General features: G+C 31.3%; 16 protein-coding genes and 2 riboswitches. Of the genes, 10 read left to right on the forward strand and 6 right to left on the reverse strand.

Annotated elements, in window-relative coordinates; translation table 11 throughout:
* Positions 1-246 precede the first annotated feature (246 nt).
* The 5 genes from JHL18_RS05280 to JHL18_RS05300 all read left to right on the forward strand — a co-directional run bounded on the left by JHL18_RS05280 (position 247) and on the right by JHL18_RS05300 (position 7,510).
* Complete coding sequence (locus JHL18_RS05280) at positions 247-1,050, forward strand: RelA/SpoT domain-containing protein (protein ID WP_200266991.1); 804 nt, start codon at positions 247-249, stop codon at positions 1,048-1,050.
* A 602-nt stretch (positions 1,051-1,652) separates the two neighbouring features.
* Positions 1,653-4,271, forward strand: coding sequence for a cation-translocating P-type ATPase (locus tag JHL18_RS05285; protein WP_200266993.1), 2,619 nt, complete (start codon positions 1,653-1,655; stop codon positions 4,269-4,271).
* Between the two features lie 324 nt (positions 4,272-4,595).
* Complete coding sequence (locus JHL18_RS05290) at positions 4,596-4,739, forward strand: hypothetical protein (RefSeq protein WP_200266838.1); 144 nt, start codon at positions 4,596-4,598, stop codon at positions 4,737-4,739.
* Positions 4,740-4,751: 12 nt separating this feature from the next.
* Positions 4,752-4,964 (forward strand): hypothetical protein, encoded by a 213-nt coding sequence (locus tag JHL18_RS05295; protein WP_200266839.1) that lies wholly within the window; start codon positions 4,752-4,754, stop codon positions 4,962-4,964.
* Positions 4,965-6,145: 1,181 nt separating this feature from the next.
* Complete coding sequence (locus JHL18_RS05300; RefSeq protein ID WP_200266841.1) at positions 6,146-7,510, forward strand: glycoside hydrolase family 64 protein; 1,365 nt, start codon at positions 6,146-6,148, stop codon at positions 7,508-7,510.
* Between the two features lie 150 nt (positions 7,511-7,660).
* Here JHL18_RS05300 and JHL18_RS05305 read toward each other — a convergent pair whose 3' ends face one another.
* From JHL18_RS05305 to JHL18_RS05315, 3 genes are read right to left on the reverse strand one after another with little or no spacing between them, the layout of a single operon-like run.
* The gene (locus JHL18_RS05305; protein WP_200266843.1) at positions 7,661-8,221 is read right to left on the reverse strand and encodes a manganese catalase family protein; all 561 of its coding nucleotides are present in this window, start codon (positions 8,219-8,221) and stop codon (positions 7,661-7,663) included.
* Positions 8,222-8,240: 19 nt separating this feature from the next.
* Entirely contained in the window at positions 8,241-8,495 is a 255-nt protein-coding gene (locus tag JHL18_RS05310) for a spore coat protein CotJB (protein ID WP_200266845.1), read from the reverse strand.
* The gene (locus JHL18_RS05315) at positions 8,495-8,668 is read right to left on the reverse strand and encodes a spore coat associated protein CotJA (protein WP_243277786.1); all 174 of its coding nucleotides are present in this window, start codon (positions 8,666-8,668) and stop codon (positions 8,495-8,497) included. The genes JHL18_RS05310 and JHL18_RS05315 overlap by 1 nt, the downstream gene beginning before the upstream one ends.
* Positions 8,669-8,935: 267 nt before the next feature.
* Positions 8,936-9,037: riboswitch (SAM riboswitch) on the forward strand.
* Positions 9,038-9,121: 84 nt separating this feature from the next.
* Positions 9,122-9,238, forward strand: a riboswitch (SAM riboswitch).
* Positions 9,239-9,345: 107 nt separating this feature from the next.
* On the opposite strand from JHL18_RS05315, the gene JHL18_RS05320 reads away from it, so the two are divergent.
* Positions 9,346-10,638 (forward strand): homocysteine synthase, encoded by a 1,293-nt coding sequence (locus tag JHL18_RS05320; RefSeq protein WP_200266847.1) that lies wholly within the window; start codon positions 9,346-9,348, stop codon positions 10,636-10,638.
* A 535-nt stretch (positions 10,639-11,173) separates the two neighbouring features.
* Here JHL18_RS05320 and aspD read toward each other — a convergent pair.
* Positions 11,174-12,811 (reverse strand): aspartate 4-decarboxylase, encoded by a 1,638-nt coding sequence (gene aspD / locus JHL18_RS05325; RefSeq protein ID WP_200266849.1) that lies wholly within the window; start codon positions 12,809-12,811, stop codon positions 11,174-11,176.
* A gap of 268 nt (positions 12,812-13,079) precedes the next feature.
* Here aspD and JHL18_RS05330 point away from each other — a divergent pair, with 268 nt between their 5' ends.
* Positions 13,080-13,457 (forward strand): hypothetical protein, encoded by a 378-nt coding sequence (locus tag JHL18_RS05330; protein WP_200266851.1) that lies wholly within the window; start codon positions 13,080-13,082, stop codon positions 13,455-13,457.
* Positions 13,458-13,597: 140 nt separating this feature from the next.
* Here the strand turns inward: JHL18_RS05330 and JHL18_RS05335 are convergent, their stop codons facing one another.
* Together JHL18_RS05335 and JHL18_RS05340 are read right to left on the reverse strand one after the other, a co-directional pair.
* The gene (locus tag JHL18_RS05335; RefSeq protein ID WP_200266853.1) at positions 13,598-14,674 is read right to left on the reverse strand and encodes a lactonase family protein; all 1,077 of its coding nucleotides are present in this window, start codon (positions 14,672-14,674) and stop codon (positions 13,598-13,600) included.
* A 144-nt stretch (positions 14,675-14,818) separates the two neighbouring features.
* Entirely contained in the window at positions 14,819-15,124 is a 306-nt protein-coding gene (locus JHL18_RS05340; RefSeq protein ID WP_200266855.1) for a hypothetical protein, read from the reverse strand.
* 269 nt (positions 15,125-15,393) lie between these two features.
* Here JHL18_RS05340 and cax point away from each other — a divergent pair, with 269 nt between their 5' ends.
* The 3 genes from cax to mnmA all read left to right on the forward strand — a co-directional run bounded on the left by cax (position 15,394) and on the right by mnmA (position 19,099).
* Entirely contained in the window at positions 15,394-16,443 is a 1,050-nt protein-coding gene (cax, locus tag JHL18_RS05345; RefSeq protein WP_200266857.1) for a calcium/proton exchanger, read from the forward strand.
* Between the two features lie 192 nt (positions 16,444-16,635).
* The gene (locus JHL18_RS05350) at positions 16,636-16,941 is read left to right on the forward strand and encodes a hypothetical protein (RefSeq protein ID WP_200266859.1); all 306 of its coding nucleotides are present in this window, start codon (positions 16,636-16,638) and stop codon (positions 16,939-16,941) included.
* A gap of 1,042 nt (positions 16,942-17,983) precedes the next feature.
* On the forward strand, positions 17,984-19,099 hold the full coding sequence (gene mnmA, locus JHL18_RS05355) for a tRNA 2-thiouridine(34) synthase MnmA (RefSeq protein ID WP_200266861.1): 1,116 nt from the start codon (positions 17,984-17,986) through the stop codon (positions 19,097-19,099).
* The last annotated feature ends 234 nt before the right edge of the window (positions 19,100-19,333 follow it).

Raw genomic sequence — 19,333 nt, forward strand, 5'->3', positions numbered from 1 at the left:
AACAATACGAATTTGAGCTGGTTTAGGTTATAATAAAATAGAAGATTGGATTGATAGAATACCCCTAAGATTTGAAGTAATTGTTTTGAGCTTAGGGGTCAAATTATATATTTATATAAATGTATGTAGTTTAAGTGCGTGGGATTTTACGCTCTTAAATGTTTATCAGACTAGTTAGAAACACTATTAATATTTTTTTGAAAAGATATAGAATGCAAATAAAGTAAGAAAAGGATGAGTGAATTAATGATAAATAAGCTAAATATAGAACAGTTTTTTAAAAAATATCCCTTTGCAGAAGCAGATATAAAGAAAAATAGCATTGATACAGAAGTTCTTGAAGAGATTTACATGGATTATATATCGGTAAAAGATACTTATGAAAGCCAAGCAGATTTTATAGCAAATATACTTAGAACTCATCCAAAAGTGCATTCAGTTAAATCTAGAGTTAAATATCCTGAAAGACTTATAGAAAAGGTTATTAGAAAGACAGAGGATAGAAAAAATAAGTATAATGATGATTTTCAGTTCAATGTGGACAATTACAAAGAGGAAATAAATGATCTTATAGGAATTAGAGCAATACATATATTTAAACAAGATTGGGAAGAAATCCATAGGTTTATATTAGACACTTGGAAAGTAATTGAGATCACTGCAAACGTAAGGGATGGTGATGACACTAAAAGATTTGAAGAGCTTGATATTCAGATTAAGTCTAGAAAATCAGGTTACAGGTCTGTTCATTACCTTATAGAATTTTATCCTACTAGCCAAAAGGTTATAGCTGAAATTCAAGTTAGAACTATCTTTGAAGAAGGTTATGGAGAAATAGATCATCAATTAAGGTACTCGCATAGAGAGATTCCAGAAATCTTAGAATCTAACCTGTTACTCTTTAATAGAATTTCAGGAAGTGCAGATGAAATGGCTTCTATGATAAATCTACTGAATAAAAATTTATGTAGAATGGAAGCTGATTATAAAGACATGATGGCTAAGAAAGATGAAGAAATTAGAGTACTAAAAGAAAGACTAAATATATAAATTCTAAATACTGTTAAAGCGCTTGTTGAAACTAATTGAGCATCAATCTGAAAAAATCATTTAATTCTAATAGCTTGTTCATATAGAATCTCCTGTATAACTAATTAATTTCAATAATATGATTAAACATAGACAAGTTTGAAACTAAGTATATAATATAAGGGTTGACATAAGTGTAGATACTTGGTAATATAATATTAACAAACATAATACGTGGTAATATGTACCTTATAGAGGGAGTAACTTCTTAATAGATTGAATTCTATTAGGAGCAAGGTCGTCAATTCGGATTTATCCCGGCTTTGCTAACAATGCTGTTTAGTGAGACTCTATAGCTAGAACAATTCTAGCTATAGAGTCTTTATTTTTGTCTTAAGCAAGTTTGGTAAAATTTGCATTTAACTTATTCGCTTAATCTATTAATTCGGTAAATATTATTTTTATTCAAATATGATGATTAAGTAAGGCATGTTTTATAGTTTGTTTGGATTTATAGGAATCTTATTACATTAATTCTAATTATTTTGGAGGTTGATATTTTGATAATTAGCAAAAATATTAAGGATGGGAAGATTAAAGTAAGTAGTGAAAGGAGTAATTCAATGAGTGCTTTTTATAATAAATCTATAGATGATTCCATGAAACTTTTAGAAGTTAATAAAAGTGGACTAAAAGACGATGAAGTTACTAAAAGAAGAGAGAAGTATGGATTTAATGAATTAGAGGAAGGCAAAAAATTAAGTGCAGTAGCCGTGTTCTTAAGTCAATTTAAAGATTTTTTAGTCATAATTCTTTTGGCAGCAGCTATAATATCAGCATTTTTAGGTAAGCTAGAAAGTGCTATAGTTATCCTAGTTGTAGTTATAATAAACTCTATACTTGGGACTGTTCAACACATTAAAGCTGAAAGATCTCTAAGTAGTTTAAAGGCATTATCATCTCCGGTAGCAAAAGTTTTGAGAAACAACACTAGAATTGAAATACCGTCTAGAGAAATAGTTGTGGGAGATATCATTTATCTTGACGCAGGTGATCATATAAGTGCAGATGGTAGGATAATAGAAAACTATAGTTTGCAGGTAAATGAAAGTTCTCTTACAGGAGAATCGGAAAGTGTTTTAAAGCATACAGAGGTAATAAATTCTACAGATGTAGCTATAGGTGATAGAAAAAACATGGTTTTTTCAGGTAGCTTTGTAACCTATGGCAGAGCTGTGGTGCTTGTAACTGATATAGGAATGAACACTGAAATAGGTAGGATAGCAAATTTACTTCAGAGTGCTAAGGAAAAGAAGACACCACTTCAAGTAAACTTAGATAACTTTGGTAAAAAGCTAGCTATAGTAATACTTGCTATTTCAGCTGTTATTTTAGTTCTAAATGTAATAAGAGGGAACAGCATCATAGATTCCTTTATGTTTGCAGTTTCGTTAGCGGTGGCTGCTATACCAGAAGCTTTAAGTTCTATTGTTACTATAGTTTTAGCACTAGGAACTCAAAAGATGGCTAAAGAAAATGCAATTATGAGAAAGCTTCATGCAGTAGAAAGTCTTGGAAGTATATCGGTAATATGCTCAGATAAAACTGGTACTTTAACTCAAAATAAAATGACAGTACAACATGTTTATGTGGATGACAAAGTTATAGAAAAAGATCAGCTTAATAAAGAAGATGAATTACAAAAAAAGTTAGTTTTAAGTTCTTTATTATGTAATGATGCAGTAACTGTTGAAAATAAAGAAATTGGTGATCCTACAGAAGTTGCTTTAGTTAACTTTGGTGAGGTATATGGCTTTGATGAGCTAGTGATAAGAGATAGATATAAGAGAAATGCAGAAGTACCATTTGATTCAGATAGAAAGCTTATGAGTACTCTAAATGAAGTTAATAATATGAAGATGATGGTGACAAAAGGGGCTTTAGATGTACTTTTATCCAGAGCTACGATGATAGAAACCTCAAAAGGAAAAGAACCTTTAACAGATGCTCATAAAAAAGACATAGAAAAGATTAATAAGGATTTTTCGTCAAGAGGATTAAGAGTACTTTCTTTTGGATATAAAGAGATCACAGATAAAAAGGATATAGGATTGGAGGATGAAAAAGATTTAATATTCTTAGGACTTATATCCATGATGGACCCACCGAGAGAGGAATCAACGAAAGCAGTTGCTGACTGTATTAGTGCAGGTATAAAGCCTGTTATGATAACTGGGGATCATAAGATAACAGCCTCAGCAATCGCAAAGCAAATTGGTATTTTAAAAGATGAATCTGAAGCTATGGAAGGTTATGAATTAGAAAAGCTTACAGATGATGAACTTAGAGAAAAGGTTGAGAGTATATCAGTATATGCTAGGGTATCTCCAGAACACAAGATTAGAATAGTAAGAGCTTGGCAAGAAAAAGGTAATATAGTTGCTATGACAGGCGATGGTGTAAATGATGGTCCAGCTTTGAAACAAGCAGATGTAGGTATAGCGATGGGGATAACAGGTACTGAAGTTGCAAAGGACGCCGCAGCTATGGTGCTAGCAGATGATAATTTTTCAACCATAGTAAAATCTATATCTAATGGAAGAAGTATATATGAGAATATAAAAAATTCAATAAAGTTCTTATTGTCAGGAAATACAGCAGGAATCTTATCAGTACTTTACGCAACATTATTTGCACTACCGATACCATTTGCTCCAGTGCATTTATTGTTCATTAACTTACTAACAGATAGTTTACCAGCTATAGCTATAGGACTTGAACCTCATAATAAAAATATAATGAAACAAAAACCTAGAAATATCAATGTTCCTATATTAAGTAAGGAGTTTGGATTAGAAGTTCTTGTAGAAGGTTTGATAATAGCAATAGTAACAATGCTGTCATTCCATATAGGACTTTCAACTGGGGATCATTCAGTTGCTACAGTTATGGCCTTCGCAACTCTTTGTCTATCAAGATTATTCCATGGTTTTAACTGTAGAGCAAAACAATCAATATTTAAAGTTGGAGTATTTGCAAATCCGTTTGTGTGGTACGCTGTTATATTAGGTGTAGCACTACTTACTTTAGTTCTTACATTTAAGCCTATAATGGGAGTATTTGAAGTAGTACCTCTTAATATGTCTCAATATATTTGGGTTTATGGTTTAGCTTTAGTGCCATTTGTATTAATACAAGCGTATAAGCTTGTATTTGTAAAAACAGCTGATATAGATAGATAAATATTGTAATAAATTAAGGTGCTCCTCTTAAAGTTTTTTCATTTATTTTATAGAGGAGTGCCTTAGTTTTATGTTAATTCATAATAAAAATTAAATTAGCTTATAGATGATTTTTATACGGTATAAACAAGCTTTAAATGGTAAACATATAAGAGAAGAATGTTTTTGAAATAGCTTAAATTTAAGAAGTACGCTGAAATTAAGGTATCAGTTCTTTAAATAAATTACTTAAGCATTAATTTTGGTAGCTTTGATTTCAATAACATATTAAGCAAAATAATTAAAACTAAAGGAATTTAATCTTGAAATGGAGGTAAACTAATAATGGCAACTAAGATTAGTAATACTAGAAAAAAGATGGCTTCATTAGGATTAAAAAAGAATGAATATGGCGATTACGTAAATATAGACCCAAATGATACATTGTCAGAATTTGTACCAGTAAGAGGAAAGAAAAAAGGAAAATAGGAGATGATGCAAATGGATGATAATGCAATAAAAAAGGTAGCGGATATGTTAAGTACTTATTCATATAAAGTAGATGCATTAGTAGATGTTTTGGTGAAAAAGAATCTAGTATCTAAGGACGAGATAAATGAGTCTTTAATGGCAGTGATGGACGATTCTGAAAAAGATGATGCTACAGATGAATATGTAATAGAAAAATTGAAAGAAAAGATTATGGTTAAATAAAACAATTAGGAACAAATATCAAGTAATATTAATATAAATAAATATAGGAAACAAGTTGCGGCAGTTACCTGGAAATTGGAACTGACAGGCATACATTGTTTTTTATAATAGATAAGGCTCTGCATTCTTTATGTCTGCAGAGCCTTAGTTAAAGGGTTCCTGTGTCGAAACTTAAGTTATACTTGTTCGAAAATCGTGCACTTATGAATTTTAGGCATGCATAACTTAATAGTTGAGCTAGGAACCCTATATGAATGTACTACTTCTTAATTAAGTTTATGTTACATTATAATTGTTCGAAAACAAAAATTTAAACAGATAATTAAGTAAAATATTAAAATTAACTATATTACATTATTAATGCTATTATTTTACAAAATCGTAATGAAAGTGTTATATAAATTTAGAAATAGATAAAGAAAAAAATATTTCAAAATGAATATTGACAATATAAGCAAATAACGGTAACATTTATATGTAATCAATGTGATTAAAAAACAAAAGAAGCAACAAATCATATCTTAATTTGTATCATATAATATATTAATTGATATAATGCATATTTTCTAAAGGTTATGTAGTATGCGGTTTAATGAAATATTGGTGCATATTACATATATGTTCTATAACAAGTTTTATGCAATAAACTGATCATAATTTCTAAAGTTATCATTTGTTTTAGATAAAGAATAAATAATAGGTTTGTGAAATTTCTTACACTTTTCAAAGATAGACATAAAAGCTTTTGCTTATGGTCTTAGTAATTTCTTATATGTGTTTCTATTCGCATAAATTTAGAAACATTCTTGTAAAATCTCTCATAATGATATCCATAATAAAAGAAACCATTAGGTATGTCATTTCAATATGCTTCACTTTTAAATCTAAATCTATCTAACTATATAAATGTTTACAATAATGTGAGCAATATTTACCTATAGCTACTAAGATGTATTGAATCATTCCAATGCACAGATAGGTTTTGAAAAAAATTCAGATTTAAAAGGTATATATGGTGAAATGAAATGTCTAAATTGAATAAATGGTTTAGCACTCTAGAGGAGGTGGAAATAGCTTTAAAAGTAATTAATTAAGAGTTATTTTTAATTGAAATAGTAGAATTGGCACTATTTTAAATTACGAACTAAAACAATTTTTATTTTTATTGGGAGGTAAATTACATGTTTAAAAAGATTAATAGAGCAGTATCGGTATTCACTATACTACTTTTCATGGGCTTGTTTTTATCAGGTGTAAATGTTAAGGCCGCAGATTATACAAGCGGTGTAAGTGTATCAGGAACAACAGCAACTATTTGGTTTAAATCAAATGTAAGTACTACATGGGTGGATGTACACTATAAGATAAATTCAGGTGCTCAACAAAACCTTAGAATGACTTATAATAGCGGAGCAGGAAGATATGAGCAAAACGTCACAGTTGCTTCAGGAAATGTTATATCTTATGCATATACTTATAACAATGGAACTGCAGCTTATGACACAGGTTGGACTAACTATACTGTAGGATCAGGTACTACTAATCCTCCTACAACAAGTGGTTCAATATACTCAATTGCAGCTTCTTCAATACCAACACCAACTGTAAGTGGTGCAGTTAATGTTAAGGTTATGAATGGAACAAATGGAGCATATGCTGACAGTAATATATACTGGGGAGTAATAGGAATTAATCCTGCTAATGGAAAATGGTCTTATTTAGATTTAAGTGGTAACTTAGTACCAATATCTAATGCATTAAATGATGCGTCAGGTCACTTAACAAAGAACGGCGTTAATTACGCTAACATCTATCATAAGGTAAGTGAAGCAAACTGGGTGCAAATGCCTAAAATAACATCAGGAAGAATGTTCTTGAGTGTTGGGTCACCATGTTACATCAAGACTTATGACACAGGCTTTGCAGGTCCAAATGTTGACAATCCTACAGACCCAAATAGAAACATTTACTTTGATTTTGTTGAATTCACAGTAGATAATACTGGTTATCATGGAAATACAACAAGAGTTGATGGTTTCGGATTCCCAATCCAACACAGACTAGTAAACAAAGCAGGTAACTACGATAAGACTGTTGGCGAACTTGAATCAGAAACTAGATCAGGTATATTTACAAAATATCAAAATGAGGTTCCAAATGAATTCAAGTCATTAGCTACAGTTCAAGCACCATATAGAATTGTTGCTCCAATCCATGGATCATTTGCAGTAGGTGGAGCAAACGCTAACTACTTTGCTGGATATTCAAGTTATTCAACACAAGATATACTACTTGGAACAAATGGATTACAACAAAACCCTCAAACATGTGCTGCAATAAACAGACATGTACTAGCAGATACTGCAAACTGGAATAACCCAAGTGCATACTATAAAGCTTCTCCAGCAAATTATTATGCTAAGTTCTGGCACGATCACAGCATAGACAGACTTGCATATGGTTTCTGTTATGACGACGTAAATCAACAAGCAGCTTACCTTGAAGTAGGAGATCCTAAGGGTCTAATAATAAGAGTTGGTTGGTAAAATAAAAGCTTAAATTTTTGGAAAGGCAAATTAGCTAAGTTATTACGCTAATAGCCTTTCCAATTTTTATCTTTTAAATAAAAATAGCTTTAAGGATATTTTTAATGCTTCGTACATTATGAATGTTCATTGGTATAGTGGATATTTAAACTATTTTTGGCAATGTTCTTGGACTTGTACTAATGCTTCGCCAAATCTTTGGAAATGTACTACTTCCCTTTCTCTTAAGAAATATAATACGTCTAGTACGTCCTTATCATCGATTAATTGAATTAATCTTTCATATGCTGCTCTAGCTTTTTGCTCAGCGGCCATATCTTCATGTAAGTCGGCTATTGGATCAGTAGTTGCTTGTATATATGCAGCAGTCCAAGGAATACCGTTTGGATCAGAAGGATAAGCTGCTGTGCCATGTACAACATAGTAAGAATCAAAGCCTTCAGCTTTTATTTGTTCTGGAGTGGCTTTTCTAGTAAGCTGATAAACCATTGAAGAAACGATTTCTAAATGAGCCAATTCTTCAGTTCCGATATCAGTTAATAATCCTTTAGTTTTCCCTGTAGGCATCGTATATCTTTGGCTTAAATATCTCATAGAAGCACTAAGTTCACCATCAGGACCACCTAATTGAGTCATAATAATCTTTGCTGTTCTTAAGTCTGGTGTTTTGATATCTACTGGATATTCCAATCTTTTTTCATAATACCACATTCATTATTCCTCCATTAATTTAATTTGCTGCTCTTTCCCATGGCCATGGTTCTGAAACCCATTGATCCCAGCACTCAGCTGGTTCAAGACCAAAGTTGGTTAGAGGACCATATTTTGAACAATATTCTTTTCTTAGTGCTTTAAGCTTTCCGGAAAGGTAATTTAATCTTTCTAAAGCTTCATTACAATCAGGATGAGTATCTAGGTAAAGATTAAGTTCTACTAAGTAGAAGCCAACTTGTTGAATCATACAAAGCAATTTCTTTTGTTCCATTAATACTCCCTCCCGTGTTTCTTTTTTTCATAAGGTCTATATAAATCATTGAATATAGTGCCACGAGCAAAAGCAGTTTTTATATCATATAGATCTTTAAATGGTTGAGGTAATACATAAGCTTCGGCATAGTCTAACTTAAGCTCATCTTTCATCTTAAATACGTCACTCATAAGATATCCTCCAGTAATTAAATTTTTAAATTTGGCTCTGTATTATATAAGTATGTATCCTTAGAGCATAATGACACAGATTTTTAATTCTAGTTAAGTTCAAAAAAGCATATAAATATAATTACTAGTTCATAGAGGATATCTTTCAGCAATGGTTAAACTTGAAAAAAATTTCCTCTAAGGCTTAAACAAGAAAATATAAAATTATAGTTGACAACCCAGTTTTTACTAATTATAATAAGAGAAAACAACTTAAACTAAATAAAGACCTTATCGAGAGTGGTGGAGGGATAGGCCCTGTGAAGCCCAGCAACCAGTATTTCATTATACATGGTGCTAAGTCCAACAGCGTTAGCTGAGAGATAAGTATGTGTGTTTATCATACCTCTTTCTCAGTAAAGAGGTTTTTTTGTTTTACTGTAAAGGAAATTATAAAAATTAAATAGTTTTTATTTCTTATCAAGAGAGGTTGAGGGACTGGCCCTACGAAACCTCGGCAACCTTCAGATCCATTTATCTGAAAAGGTGCCAAATCCTGCTTTAGAATCATTATCTAAAGAAAGATGAGAGATGGTAGAGTTTTGTGGTTAATTATACCTTCTTTCGTCATACATTTTTGAGAAAGAAGGTATTTTTGTTTATAAAAAATAAAATATTTAAAATGAGGAGAGATTAAGATGAGTGAAGAAAGAAGTTTAAAATTTGATACATTACAAGTACATGCAGGTCAAGAACCAGACCCAACAACAGGATCAAGGGCAGTTCCTATATATCAGACAACATCATATGTATTTAATAGTGTTGAACATGGTGCCAATCTATTTGGATTAAAAGAATCAGGAAATATATATACTAGAATAATGAATCCAACAACTGATGTTTTTGAAAAGAGAATAGCGGCACTTGAAGGTGGAATAGCGGCTCTTGCGGTTGCATCAGGCTCCGCTGCTATAACATATGCTATCATAAACATTGCTGAAGCAGGTGATGAAATAGTAGCGGCTAGTACATTATATGGAGGAACATATAACTTATTTGGAGCGGCTCTTCCTAGATATGGTATAAAGACAGTGTTTGTAAATCCGGATGATCCAGAAAACTTCAGAAATGCAATTACAGATAAGACGAAAGCGCTTTATATAGAAAGTATTGGTAACCCAGGAATAAACCTTGTGGATATAGAAGCAGTTGCAGCTGTTGCTCATGAAAATGGAATACCGTTAATTGTTGATAATACCTTTGGAACACCATATCTAATAAGACCAATCGAGTTTGGAGCTGATATAGTAGTACATTCGGCTACTAAGTTTATAGGTGGACATGGAACTTCAATCGGAGGAGTAATAATAGATGCTGGAAAGTTTGATTGGGTAGCAAGTGGAAGATTTAAAGGTCTTACAGAACCAGATGAAAGTTATCATGGTATAAGGTTTGCACAAGATGTAGGTGCAGCTGCTTATGTTACTAAAGCAAGAGTTCAATTGTTGAGAGATACTGGAGCTGCAATAAGTCCATTTAATTCATTCTTATTCATTCAAGGACTTGAAACATTATCCTTGAGAGTTGAAAGACATGTATCTAATACTAAGAAAATAGTGGAATTCCTAAGCAAACATCCTCTAGTTTCTTGGGTTAGCTATCCAGGGTTAGAAGGAAATAAATATAATGAACTTGCTAAAAAGTACTTTCCTAAGGGAGCTGGATCAATATTTACTTTTGGTATAAAAGGTGGAACCGAAGAAGGAAAGACCTTTATTGAAAGTCTTAAAATCTTCTCACATCTTGCAAATGTGGCTGATGCTAAATCACTAGTAATACATCCTGCTAGTACAACACATGCTCAATTAAATGAAGAACAACAATTTTCTGCAGGAGTAACTCCGGACCTAATAAGATTATCTATAGGTATTGAAGATGCAGATGACCTAATATATGATTTAGACCAAGCATTAAATAAGATAGTTAAATAGCTTAAATAGTTTATTATTAATGTAATGAAATTAAGTCATCACTACATCCGATGCTTTAATGATCATCGCAAAGAATTAATATGATTTTCTCCAGTGAAACAGCTAAAACTGTATAACTCACTGCGTTCGGACAATACAGTTTATTAACGCTATTTCACTTCCGAAAATCATTTAATTCTAATTGCTTGATCATATAGCATCTCCGTAGTAATAACTTAATTTCAAAAACTATATTAAGTATATATAAATAATTTTGCCTCCTAAGATATTAATCTTATATAAATGTACTGCTTTTTGAAGAGTTTGTTTTTAATTCATTCTTTAGATATAAGGGGATATATCAATATATTTAAGGACAGGAAGCGGTATAGAATTAACCTATTGATGATAAGAAACTACACCTTAAGCATCAATAGGTTAATTTATTTTATAGCTAATAGTTAAATCGATATGACAAAATATATAATGATATGTTCTTACTGTACCTTATAGTTGTAAGTTATGTATAAAGGTTAATATGACGTAAAGTTAATGGTTATACATGTGAAAATGAAACTTGCCATGAATGTACGTACTCATCTAAAACCTTGTGAAGTACTTCGCCTATCCGTGAATAAGACTCATCATTTAGATTGGCAAGTGATATTCTAATGGACCACTCTGGACCATGAAAGCCACTTCCGCTTAAAAGTACTATAGAAGATTCTTCAGCTAAACGGAATAAAATATCTATTGGTTTATGATTTTTTTGAAGATATTCAGCAAAGTCATCTCCATAATAGTGGCAAGCCCATTCTAATAAATCAAACTCTGTGTAATAAGCAGCATCATAAGGGTCTTTTCGAAGATCAAGGCCTAAACCATCAAAAAGTAGTTTTTGACGCCTATGGCATATATCAATTGTCTGCTTTTTATATACATTTTTATCATCTAATAAGGAAAATGCACAGAAGAAAGCCATTTGAACCTGCTGAGGAGTAGAAAGCCCAGCGGTATGATTCAATGCAACCTGCCTACTGTCAGCAACTATTCTATCTATGAAAAGTACATTATCTGGATCAGAAGATAAATCGCCGTATCTTTGCCTAAGTTCTTCTTTGATAAATTCTGGCTGCATCCTTAATAGTTTATCAAATACATTTTTTTCGTGTAGGGCTATGGTTCCTAGTCTCCAGCCTGTTACCCCAAAATATTTAGAAAATGAATAAACACCAATTGTGTTATAAGGTAAGTCAGCCATCAATGAGCGAAATTTAGGAACAAAAGTGCCGTATACATCATCAGATATTATCATAAGGTTAGGGTTGTGATTGTTTACTATATCCATTATGATTTTAACTGACTCATTTTTCATTGCTACCGAAGGTGGGTTACTTGGGTTAACTACAAACAAAGCTTTTATAGATTTATCTTTAAGTTTTTCTAATTCATCTTTAGGATATTGCCATGTATGTGTGCCATCTTCAGTAAGTTCTGTCGCTCTTATTTTAATAACCTCAAGATTATACCTAGGTAAAAGAGGAATCTCTAGATATGGGGTGAAAATTGGGGTCATTAAAGCAATTCTATCACCTCTTGTTAATAGTTCATTTGCTATAAGTGAATCAAATATATAACACATAGCAGCTGTTGCGCCTTCTACAGCAAAGATATTAAAGCTGCCTTCTGGTGGCTTATTATAACACATTTCTTGTACTAAATATGAATTAACAATTTGTTCTATATGAACTAGCATTCTATCTGGTGAAGGATAGTTATCACCTATTATTCCATCAGTAAGTTCTTGAACCCAAGTATCTGGGTCAAATCCTTTTTCAACTATGCCATAATCTATAATTCGTTTTAATAAATCTATTCCAGGTGCGGAGGAATTAGATTTAACATAATTATAAAAGCGATCTGCAATGCCTTGTCGCCTAGGCATCCCTGCTAGATCGCCTTCGCACCAAGTTTTTCTAGTTTCCTGAACAGCAAATAATCCGAAGGTGAAAAATGCTTCTCTAGGAGTAGCCGCAGTCCAGTTTGGATTACCTCTTCCTGCATCTAAAAGTGTATGAGCGCTTTTCTCCTTTTGTCCACTTGCTAAACTGATAAGTCTATTTTTAAATTCAAATGGACTAATTTTTCCATAGATTTTTTCTAATTCCTCTCTTTGTACATTGAAATTATCCATATATAACACCTCTGATTTTTCTGTGATTTTCACATACTAATATGATTTTATAAAAGTACCTATTGTCTTCAATCAATTTATTACTTTTAAATACCAAAAGTCCAAAAATCTCTATGTTTTATATTTACCGATAAATATAAATATTATTTATCTATAATAGTGAAAGATTTTAAAAATGATTACTACAGTATTTGTGTAGGTCCTTAAGCATATATTTTATTGTCTATGATTAAGAATAATAATATAAATTTAAGGTGGTGCTTTTAATATGAAACAACATTTATTAGGAAGACAGTTGAAAGAAATTAATTATGATGACAGGATAAGGCTTCTTTCTTTAGTCACAGGACTTACAAGAGAATACTTAAGGGATGAATACAAAAGAGATTCTAAGCATGAGGATGAGTTGCTTCTAAAGTATGGATATGATGTGAAAGTAGGAGAGCTTATTGAAATTATACAAGATTACACTAGGCAGTTTCCAGCACCTAAAATAAATAATCAGCAGTATGAAGTTGTTATAAACTTGAAAGATAACAATGGAGAAGTAATTGAAGTTGAATCTGGATTGCAAGAAACTTATTGCGATGCACTGTATGAGGTTGTGAAGTTTTTATTGAATAATAACTATATTGATTTACCATAATTTAATGTTACATCAATAAAAAAATGTTCCGTTACTAAAACTCAAATTATACCTACTGAAAAACGCTGGCTTATAGGTGCTAGCGTTTTTCAGTAGGTATAAATTAATAGTTTAAGTTGGAACCCTTGAATATCTAAAGCTTAGTTGTTTATTATCGAGATACAAACAGGATTAGGTACATCTAAATCACATTCAAGCTTTTCTAATAGACCAGTATCAGAATTTGCTTTATATATGATTATTGAATTTGTGTTTTGGTTTGCTGCAATTAAGAAATTTCCACTTGGATCAAAGGAAAAATCTCTTGGACCTTCACCAAAGGTTGATATATAATCAACAAAAGTAAGTAATCCTGAGCTGCCATCAATTGCAAAAATTGAGATGGTGTCACTACCTCTATTGGAAGTATATAAGAACTTTCCATTAGGAGAGATTCTTATTGCTGCACCGAGATTATGGCCTTCGTAATCTTTTGGAAGAGAATTAATTGTTTGTAATTTTTTTATAGTCAACTCATGGTCTTGATAATTGTATACATCGACGTTAGCATTAAGCTCATTTATAACATAGAAGAATTTCAATTCCTTATGGAATATTAGGTGACGTGGACCAGAACCAGGTTCCGATTGTATAACCTTTTTATTATGCTCGTCCAATACACCGATGTTTTTATCAAAAGGATAAAAGGTTATAGAGTCTCTTCCAAGGTCAACCACTGCTAGATGTTCTTCACTAGGTGTAAGATAGCAATAATGAACATGAGGTTTTTCTTGGCGATCAGCAACTATCCCAGAACCATCTCCTGTATGTCTGATAACTGATGTAGGGGATGAGAGAGTGCCGTCTTCTTTTATTGGAAGCACTGTTATAGTAGCTTCATGATAATTGCCAGCAAAGACATATTTATAATCGTTATCAAAGGAAAGATGACAAGGGGATTTTCCTTCATCTAAAGCAGTATTTAATTCAGTAAGAGTGTTATCAGTGTTAATCTTGAAAGCGCTAACTCCTCCAAAATCTTGTTGTTTTAATACAGCGTATAATAAGCTTTTTTCTTTGCAAGTAATTACGTATGTAGGATGTGCAAGTGTAGCAACTGGCTGTAGATTGTCTACTTTATGGTTTTTGTGATCGAATTCAAATGAATATATCCCTTTACTGTCACCGTAGGTATATGTTCCTACGTAAACTATGGATTTATCATTGTTTGTGTTCATACAATTAACCTCCAAATGTTATCCCAATATAAATTATGAGATTATTAAAAACTTTATAATAAATTGTCTTAGTTAAATTATACCTTAGTATAAATAGGTAGGTAAATGTATTATTCACTCTACCTATTTTCTAAAACAGAAAAATTATCCTAAAAATTCAGGAGTTTCTTGATAATCTGATCGAATGGCCTTTTGTACTATAGTAAATTCTACATTATTACTGATATCATCTACAGAAAATTCGTATATTGTTCCACAATTCTTACAATGTAGAAAATCTTTTTCTTTAATTTTTTTTCTGTCATCAAACATAAAAGGTGTTTCTTCTGCCCTTCTAATGGATCTATCAGAACTTGAACTGCTTATATCGTATGTATAAACATATGTAGCTTCACGTTTAATCTCTAAATTATTGCTAGAGCACTTTTGGCACTTTAAGTTACTATCCATACTCATAATAAATTTCCTTTCTGTATCTAAAACTTATATAAAGATGAATTACTTCGATTTAAAAATATTGATTTAAGTGCGAAGTAGTTCATCTTTATAGTATTGCTTTATAAAGTAATTTTTAAACAAATATATAATATTTGTTTAATTCATGCACCAATGTGGAATTATATAATTACAATTTTTGTTGCAATTAGTAAGGTATTTTGGTAAATTGTTGAATATAAATATAAAATAATTTGGTATCATACTATTTTTAAGGGGGATTTATGAATAAATTATATTATATGCTTATTTTTATACCAATTTCTTTTTTATCTAAAGAAGTGTTCCATCTAAGCCCTATATTAACATTTATATTTACAGCCTTAGCGATAATACCGCTTGCTGGACTTATGGGAGAAGCGACGGAAGAGTTGTCAGTATATCTTGGATCAAGACTTGGAGGATTTCTAAATGCTACTTTTGGAAATGCTACTGAATTAATACTTGCTATATTTTCACTTAAGGCAGGGCTGCTTGAAGTAGTTAAAGCATCTATTGCAGGATCAATAATAGGAAATATTTTATTAGTGCTTGGTGCAAGTATGTTTATTGGAGGAACTAAGTTTAAAGTGCAGAAGTTCTCTAAAAACAGCATCAATTTTTCTTTGAGCATGCTTACCTTCGCGATAATAGGGGTAATAATACCTGCAGCCTTTACTAATAATATTACTGTAGATGATGTTAATCCTATGAAATACGAGAATTTGAGTGTTTTAATAGCTATTATAATGTTACTTATATATATAAGTAGTTTATATTTTTCGTTTTTTACGCATAAAGATATATTCGGAACTGAGCATGAAGCTCTTACAGGAAAATGGAGTAAGAAGAAAAGTATAATAGTATTGGTAGTTGCAACTATATTTGTTGCTTTTGAGAGTGAGTTTCTCGTATCAAGTATAGAACCTATGACAGAACAACTACATTTAAGTAACTTATTTGTTGGACTAATAATACTTCCTATAATAGGAAATGCTGCAGAGCATTCAACTGCTATAGTTACTGCACTAAAGAACAAGATGGATATATCAGTAGAGATAGCTATAGGATCAAGTCTACAAATAATCCTTTTTGTTGCACCAGTTTTAGTTCTATTGAGCTTAGTTTTTACACCTATGGCTTTAATATTTAATAAATACGAATTGATTTCGCTAGTATTAGCTGTTATTATTGCAAATAAGGTTGCATATGATGGGGAGTCTAACTGGCTTGAAGGACTGCAGTTGATGAGTGTTTACTTAATAGTTGCTGTAGCGTGTTTTATAGTGGGTTAATAGGAAATAACTTTTAATACTAAAGTGGTATATCTTAAGGTATACCACTTTAGTATTAAATATTATATTTTTTTTAATGAAATCGTCTATTTTAAGAATAGATAACTTTAAAATCAAAAATATAAAATTGATTACGAAGTATTGTAATTGTATTTAGAATAAACCTAAAATATAACTAAAGAGGTGATAGAAATGGCAAAAGTAAATGCTAGAAACAATGACTTTTTGAATACTGCAAAAACAAAAGCATCTCCAAAGATATACTCAATCCTAGTTGATTTGGTTAATGGTGGAGATGAGGAACTTGCTGAACTGGTTTTAAAAATAGACTATCTTCTGCAATATGCAAGCTCATGTATAAAGGATAAAGATTGGGAAGAGGCAAGAGAAAGTCTTGATAAAGCTAAAAATAGAATAGAAAAGTTAGAGGCGAGTAATGTAGATACAGAATATATTAGATATCTCTATGAAGGAATAGAAAGTAAGTGTAAAAGATAAAACTCTAACATCGAAGTAATAATTCTATTCCCTGAAACATATAGATAAACAACTTGAATTAATAATATTTGTGTGCCAGGGGGAGATATTATGCCTGATAAGGGAAAGAGCAAGAGTGGTTCAACAAAAAATAACGGTAAGAAGCAAGACACTAAGAAAAACCCAAAGAAAAAGTAATCGTTTATAAACTAATAGTTTTACTTTATTTAAGAAGTAAACAAACCAGCAGAAATGCTGGTTTTTTCATATGCACTGAAATTAAAGTGTCTCTACTTCCTATGCTTTAATGAGCTACGTATAGAATTAATATAATTTTCTTCGATTACATAGCTAAAACTGTATAACTCACTTCGTTCGGACAATACAGTTTTTTAACGCTATTTCATCTCAGAAAATTATTTAATTCTAGTTACTTGCTCATATAGCATCTCCAGTAGAAATACTTTAATTTTAAGGAGTATTAAAAAACTTATAATAGGGAAAAGAAATTATTATAGTTTTGATGCTTTTATAATAGCCGTGAAGAATTAATATAATTTTCTTCTATGCACATGGCTAAAACTGTAAACTCACTACGTTCGAACAGTACAGTTTATTAACGCCATTCCATCTGAAAAAATCATTTAATTCTAATAGCTCGCTCATAGAGCGTCTCCTGGATAACCAATTAATTTCAATGGTATATTAAAAAGCTTATAAATAGTAAAAAAGAAGCACCTCCACCTTCTATGCTTTGATGAAGTTTGTAGTTAAATACCTGGATATGGATGTACCACTTTGTAATAAAATTATTGTTTTTAAATTCTCTCTCCAAAACCCGTGAGAGTTTTAAAAATAGATTTCGGTTCAAAGTGGTGCACCTATAAAACAGTACATTGAAAACAAGATTATTATGTATTATAATACTTAACAAAACTAAAGATGTATCGGTTCAATGGGAAAATTATAAGAAAACTCTTTGGGTCTTGATAAGAAGTTTTAAATATATAAATTCCATTATGAAGTGGTATATCAATATATAGGGAAAGGTAGATATACGAAGATGACAAAGGATCCAAAGGATACACGAGTGGTTGTTGGTATGTCAGGTGGAGTAGATTCTTCTGTTGCAGCGTTGCTACTTAAAAAGCAAGGCTATGAGGTTATCGGGGTTTTCATGAAAAACTGGGATGAGGAAGATGAAAGCGGTGTATGTACTGCGGTAGATGATTATGATGATGTTAGGAGGGTGTGTCAGAAGCTTGAAATACCTTACTATACAGTTAATTTTGTAAGAGAGTATTGGAATAAAGTGTTTCAATATTTCTTGTCTGAATATAAAAAAGGAAGAACACCTAATCCTGATGTAATGTGTAATAAGGAGATAAAGTTTAAAGCTTTTCTTGAATTTGCTATGAAGGTAGGAGCGGACTATATTGCAATGGGACATTATGCTCAGGTTGATTTTAAAGACGGAGAATATAGATTGCTTAGAGGAAATGATTCTAATAAAGATCAAACATATTTTCTTTGTGAACTTAATCAATATCAATTGTCTAAAAGTATGTTCCCTATAGGGCACCTTAATAAATCAGAAGTAAGAAAAATAGCTAAGGAAAACGGACTCGCTACTGCAGATAAAAAAGATAGCACTGGAGTATGCTTCATAGGAGAGCGTGATTTTGATAAATTTTTAGATAATTATCTTCCTGCTAAGGGTGGAAAGATTATGACTTTTGATGGAGAGATAAAAGGAGAGCATTTTGGGTTAATGCACTATACCTTAGGTCAAAGAAAAGGCTTAGGAATAGGGGGAGAAGGAGATCCTTGGTTTGTGGCTGAAAAGGATCTACTAAACAATATTTTATATGTAGTACAAGGAGAAAAAAATCCTAAGCTATATTCATACGGGCTTATGGCTACTGATGTTAATTGGATAAGTGGTAAAACTAAAATAGGTAGTTTTAAGTGTACAGCTAAATTTAGGTATAGACAAAAGGATCAAGATGTAACAGTTTATATAAAAGAAAATGATTGCTGTGTAATAGAATTTAACGAACCACAGAAGGCTATAACTCCAGGTCAAGTTGTTGTTTTTTATGATGGAGATAAATGCCTAGGTGGAGGGATAATAGATAATTCCTTTAAGAATAGTGGGGAATTGAAAAGATATATTTAGCATTGATAAAGAGGAAGGTGTTTATGTTGATATAAACACCTTCTTCTTTACAGTTTTTATGATTATTTGTTAAGTTAAAAGTTGAATATATTTGAAATACAACTGTTTGTACGTTGAATAGGTTTATTAAAGTAACAGGTATTATAAAGCGTTTAATAGTACTTTATTTATAACAAAAAAATAATAGCACTTGAAGTTTAAGTAACTAATAAGGTAAAATAAATGTATATTTAT

The sequence above is a fragment of the Clostridium yunnanense genome, assembly GCF_016595795.1.
Taxonomy (GTDB): domain Bacteria; phylum Bacillota; class Clostridia; order Clostridiales; family Clostridiaceae; genus Clostridium_AR; species Clostridium_AR yunnanense.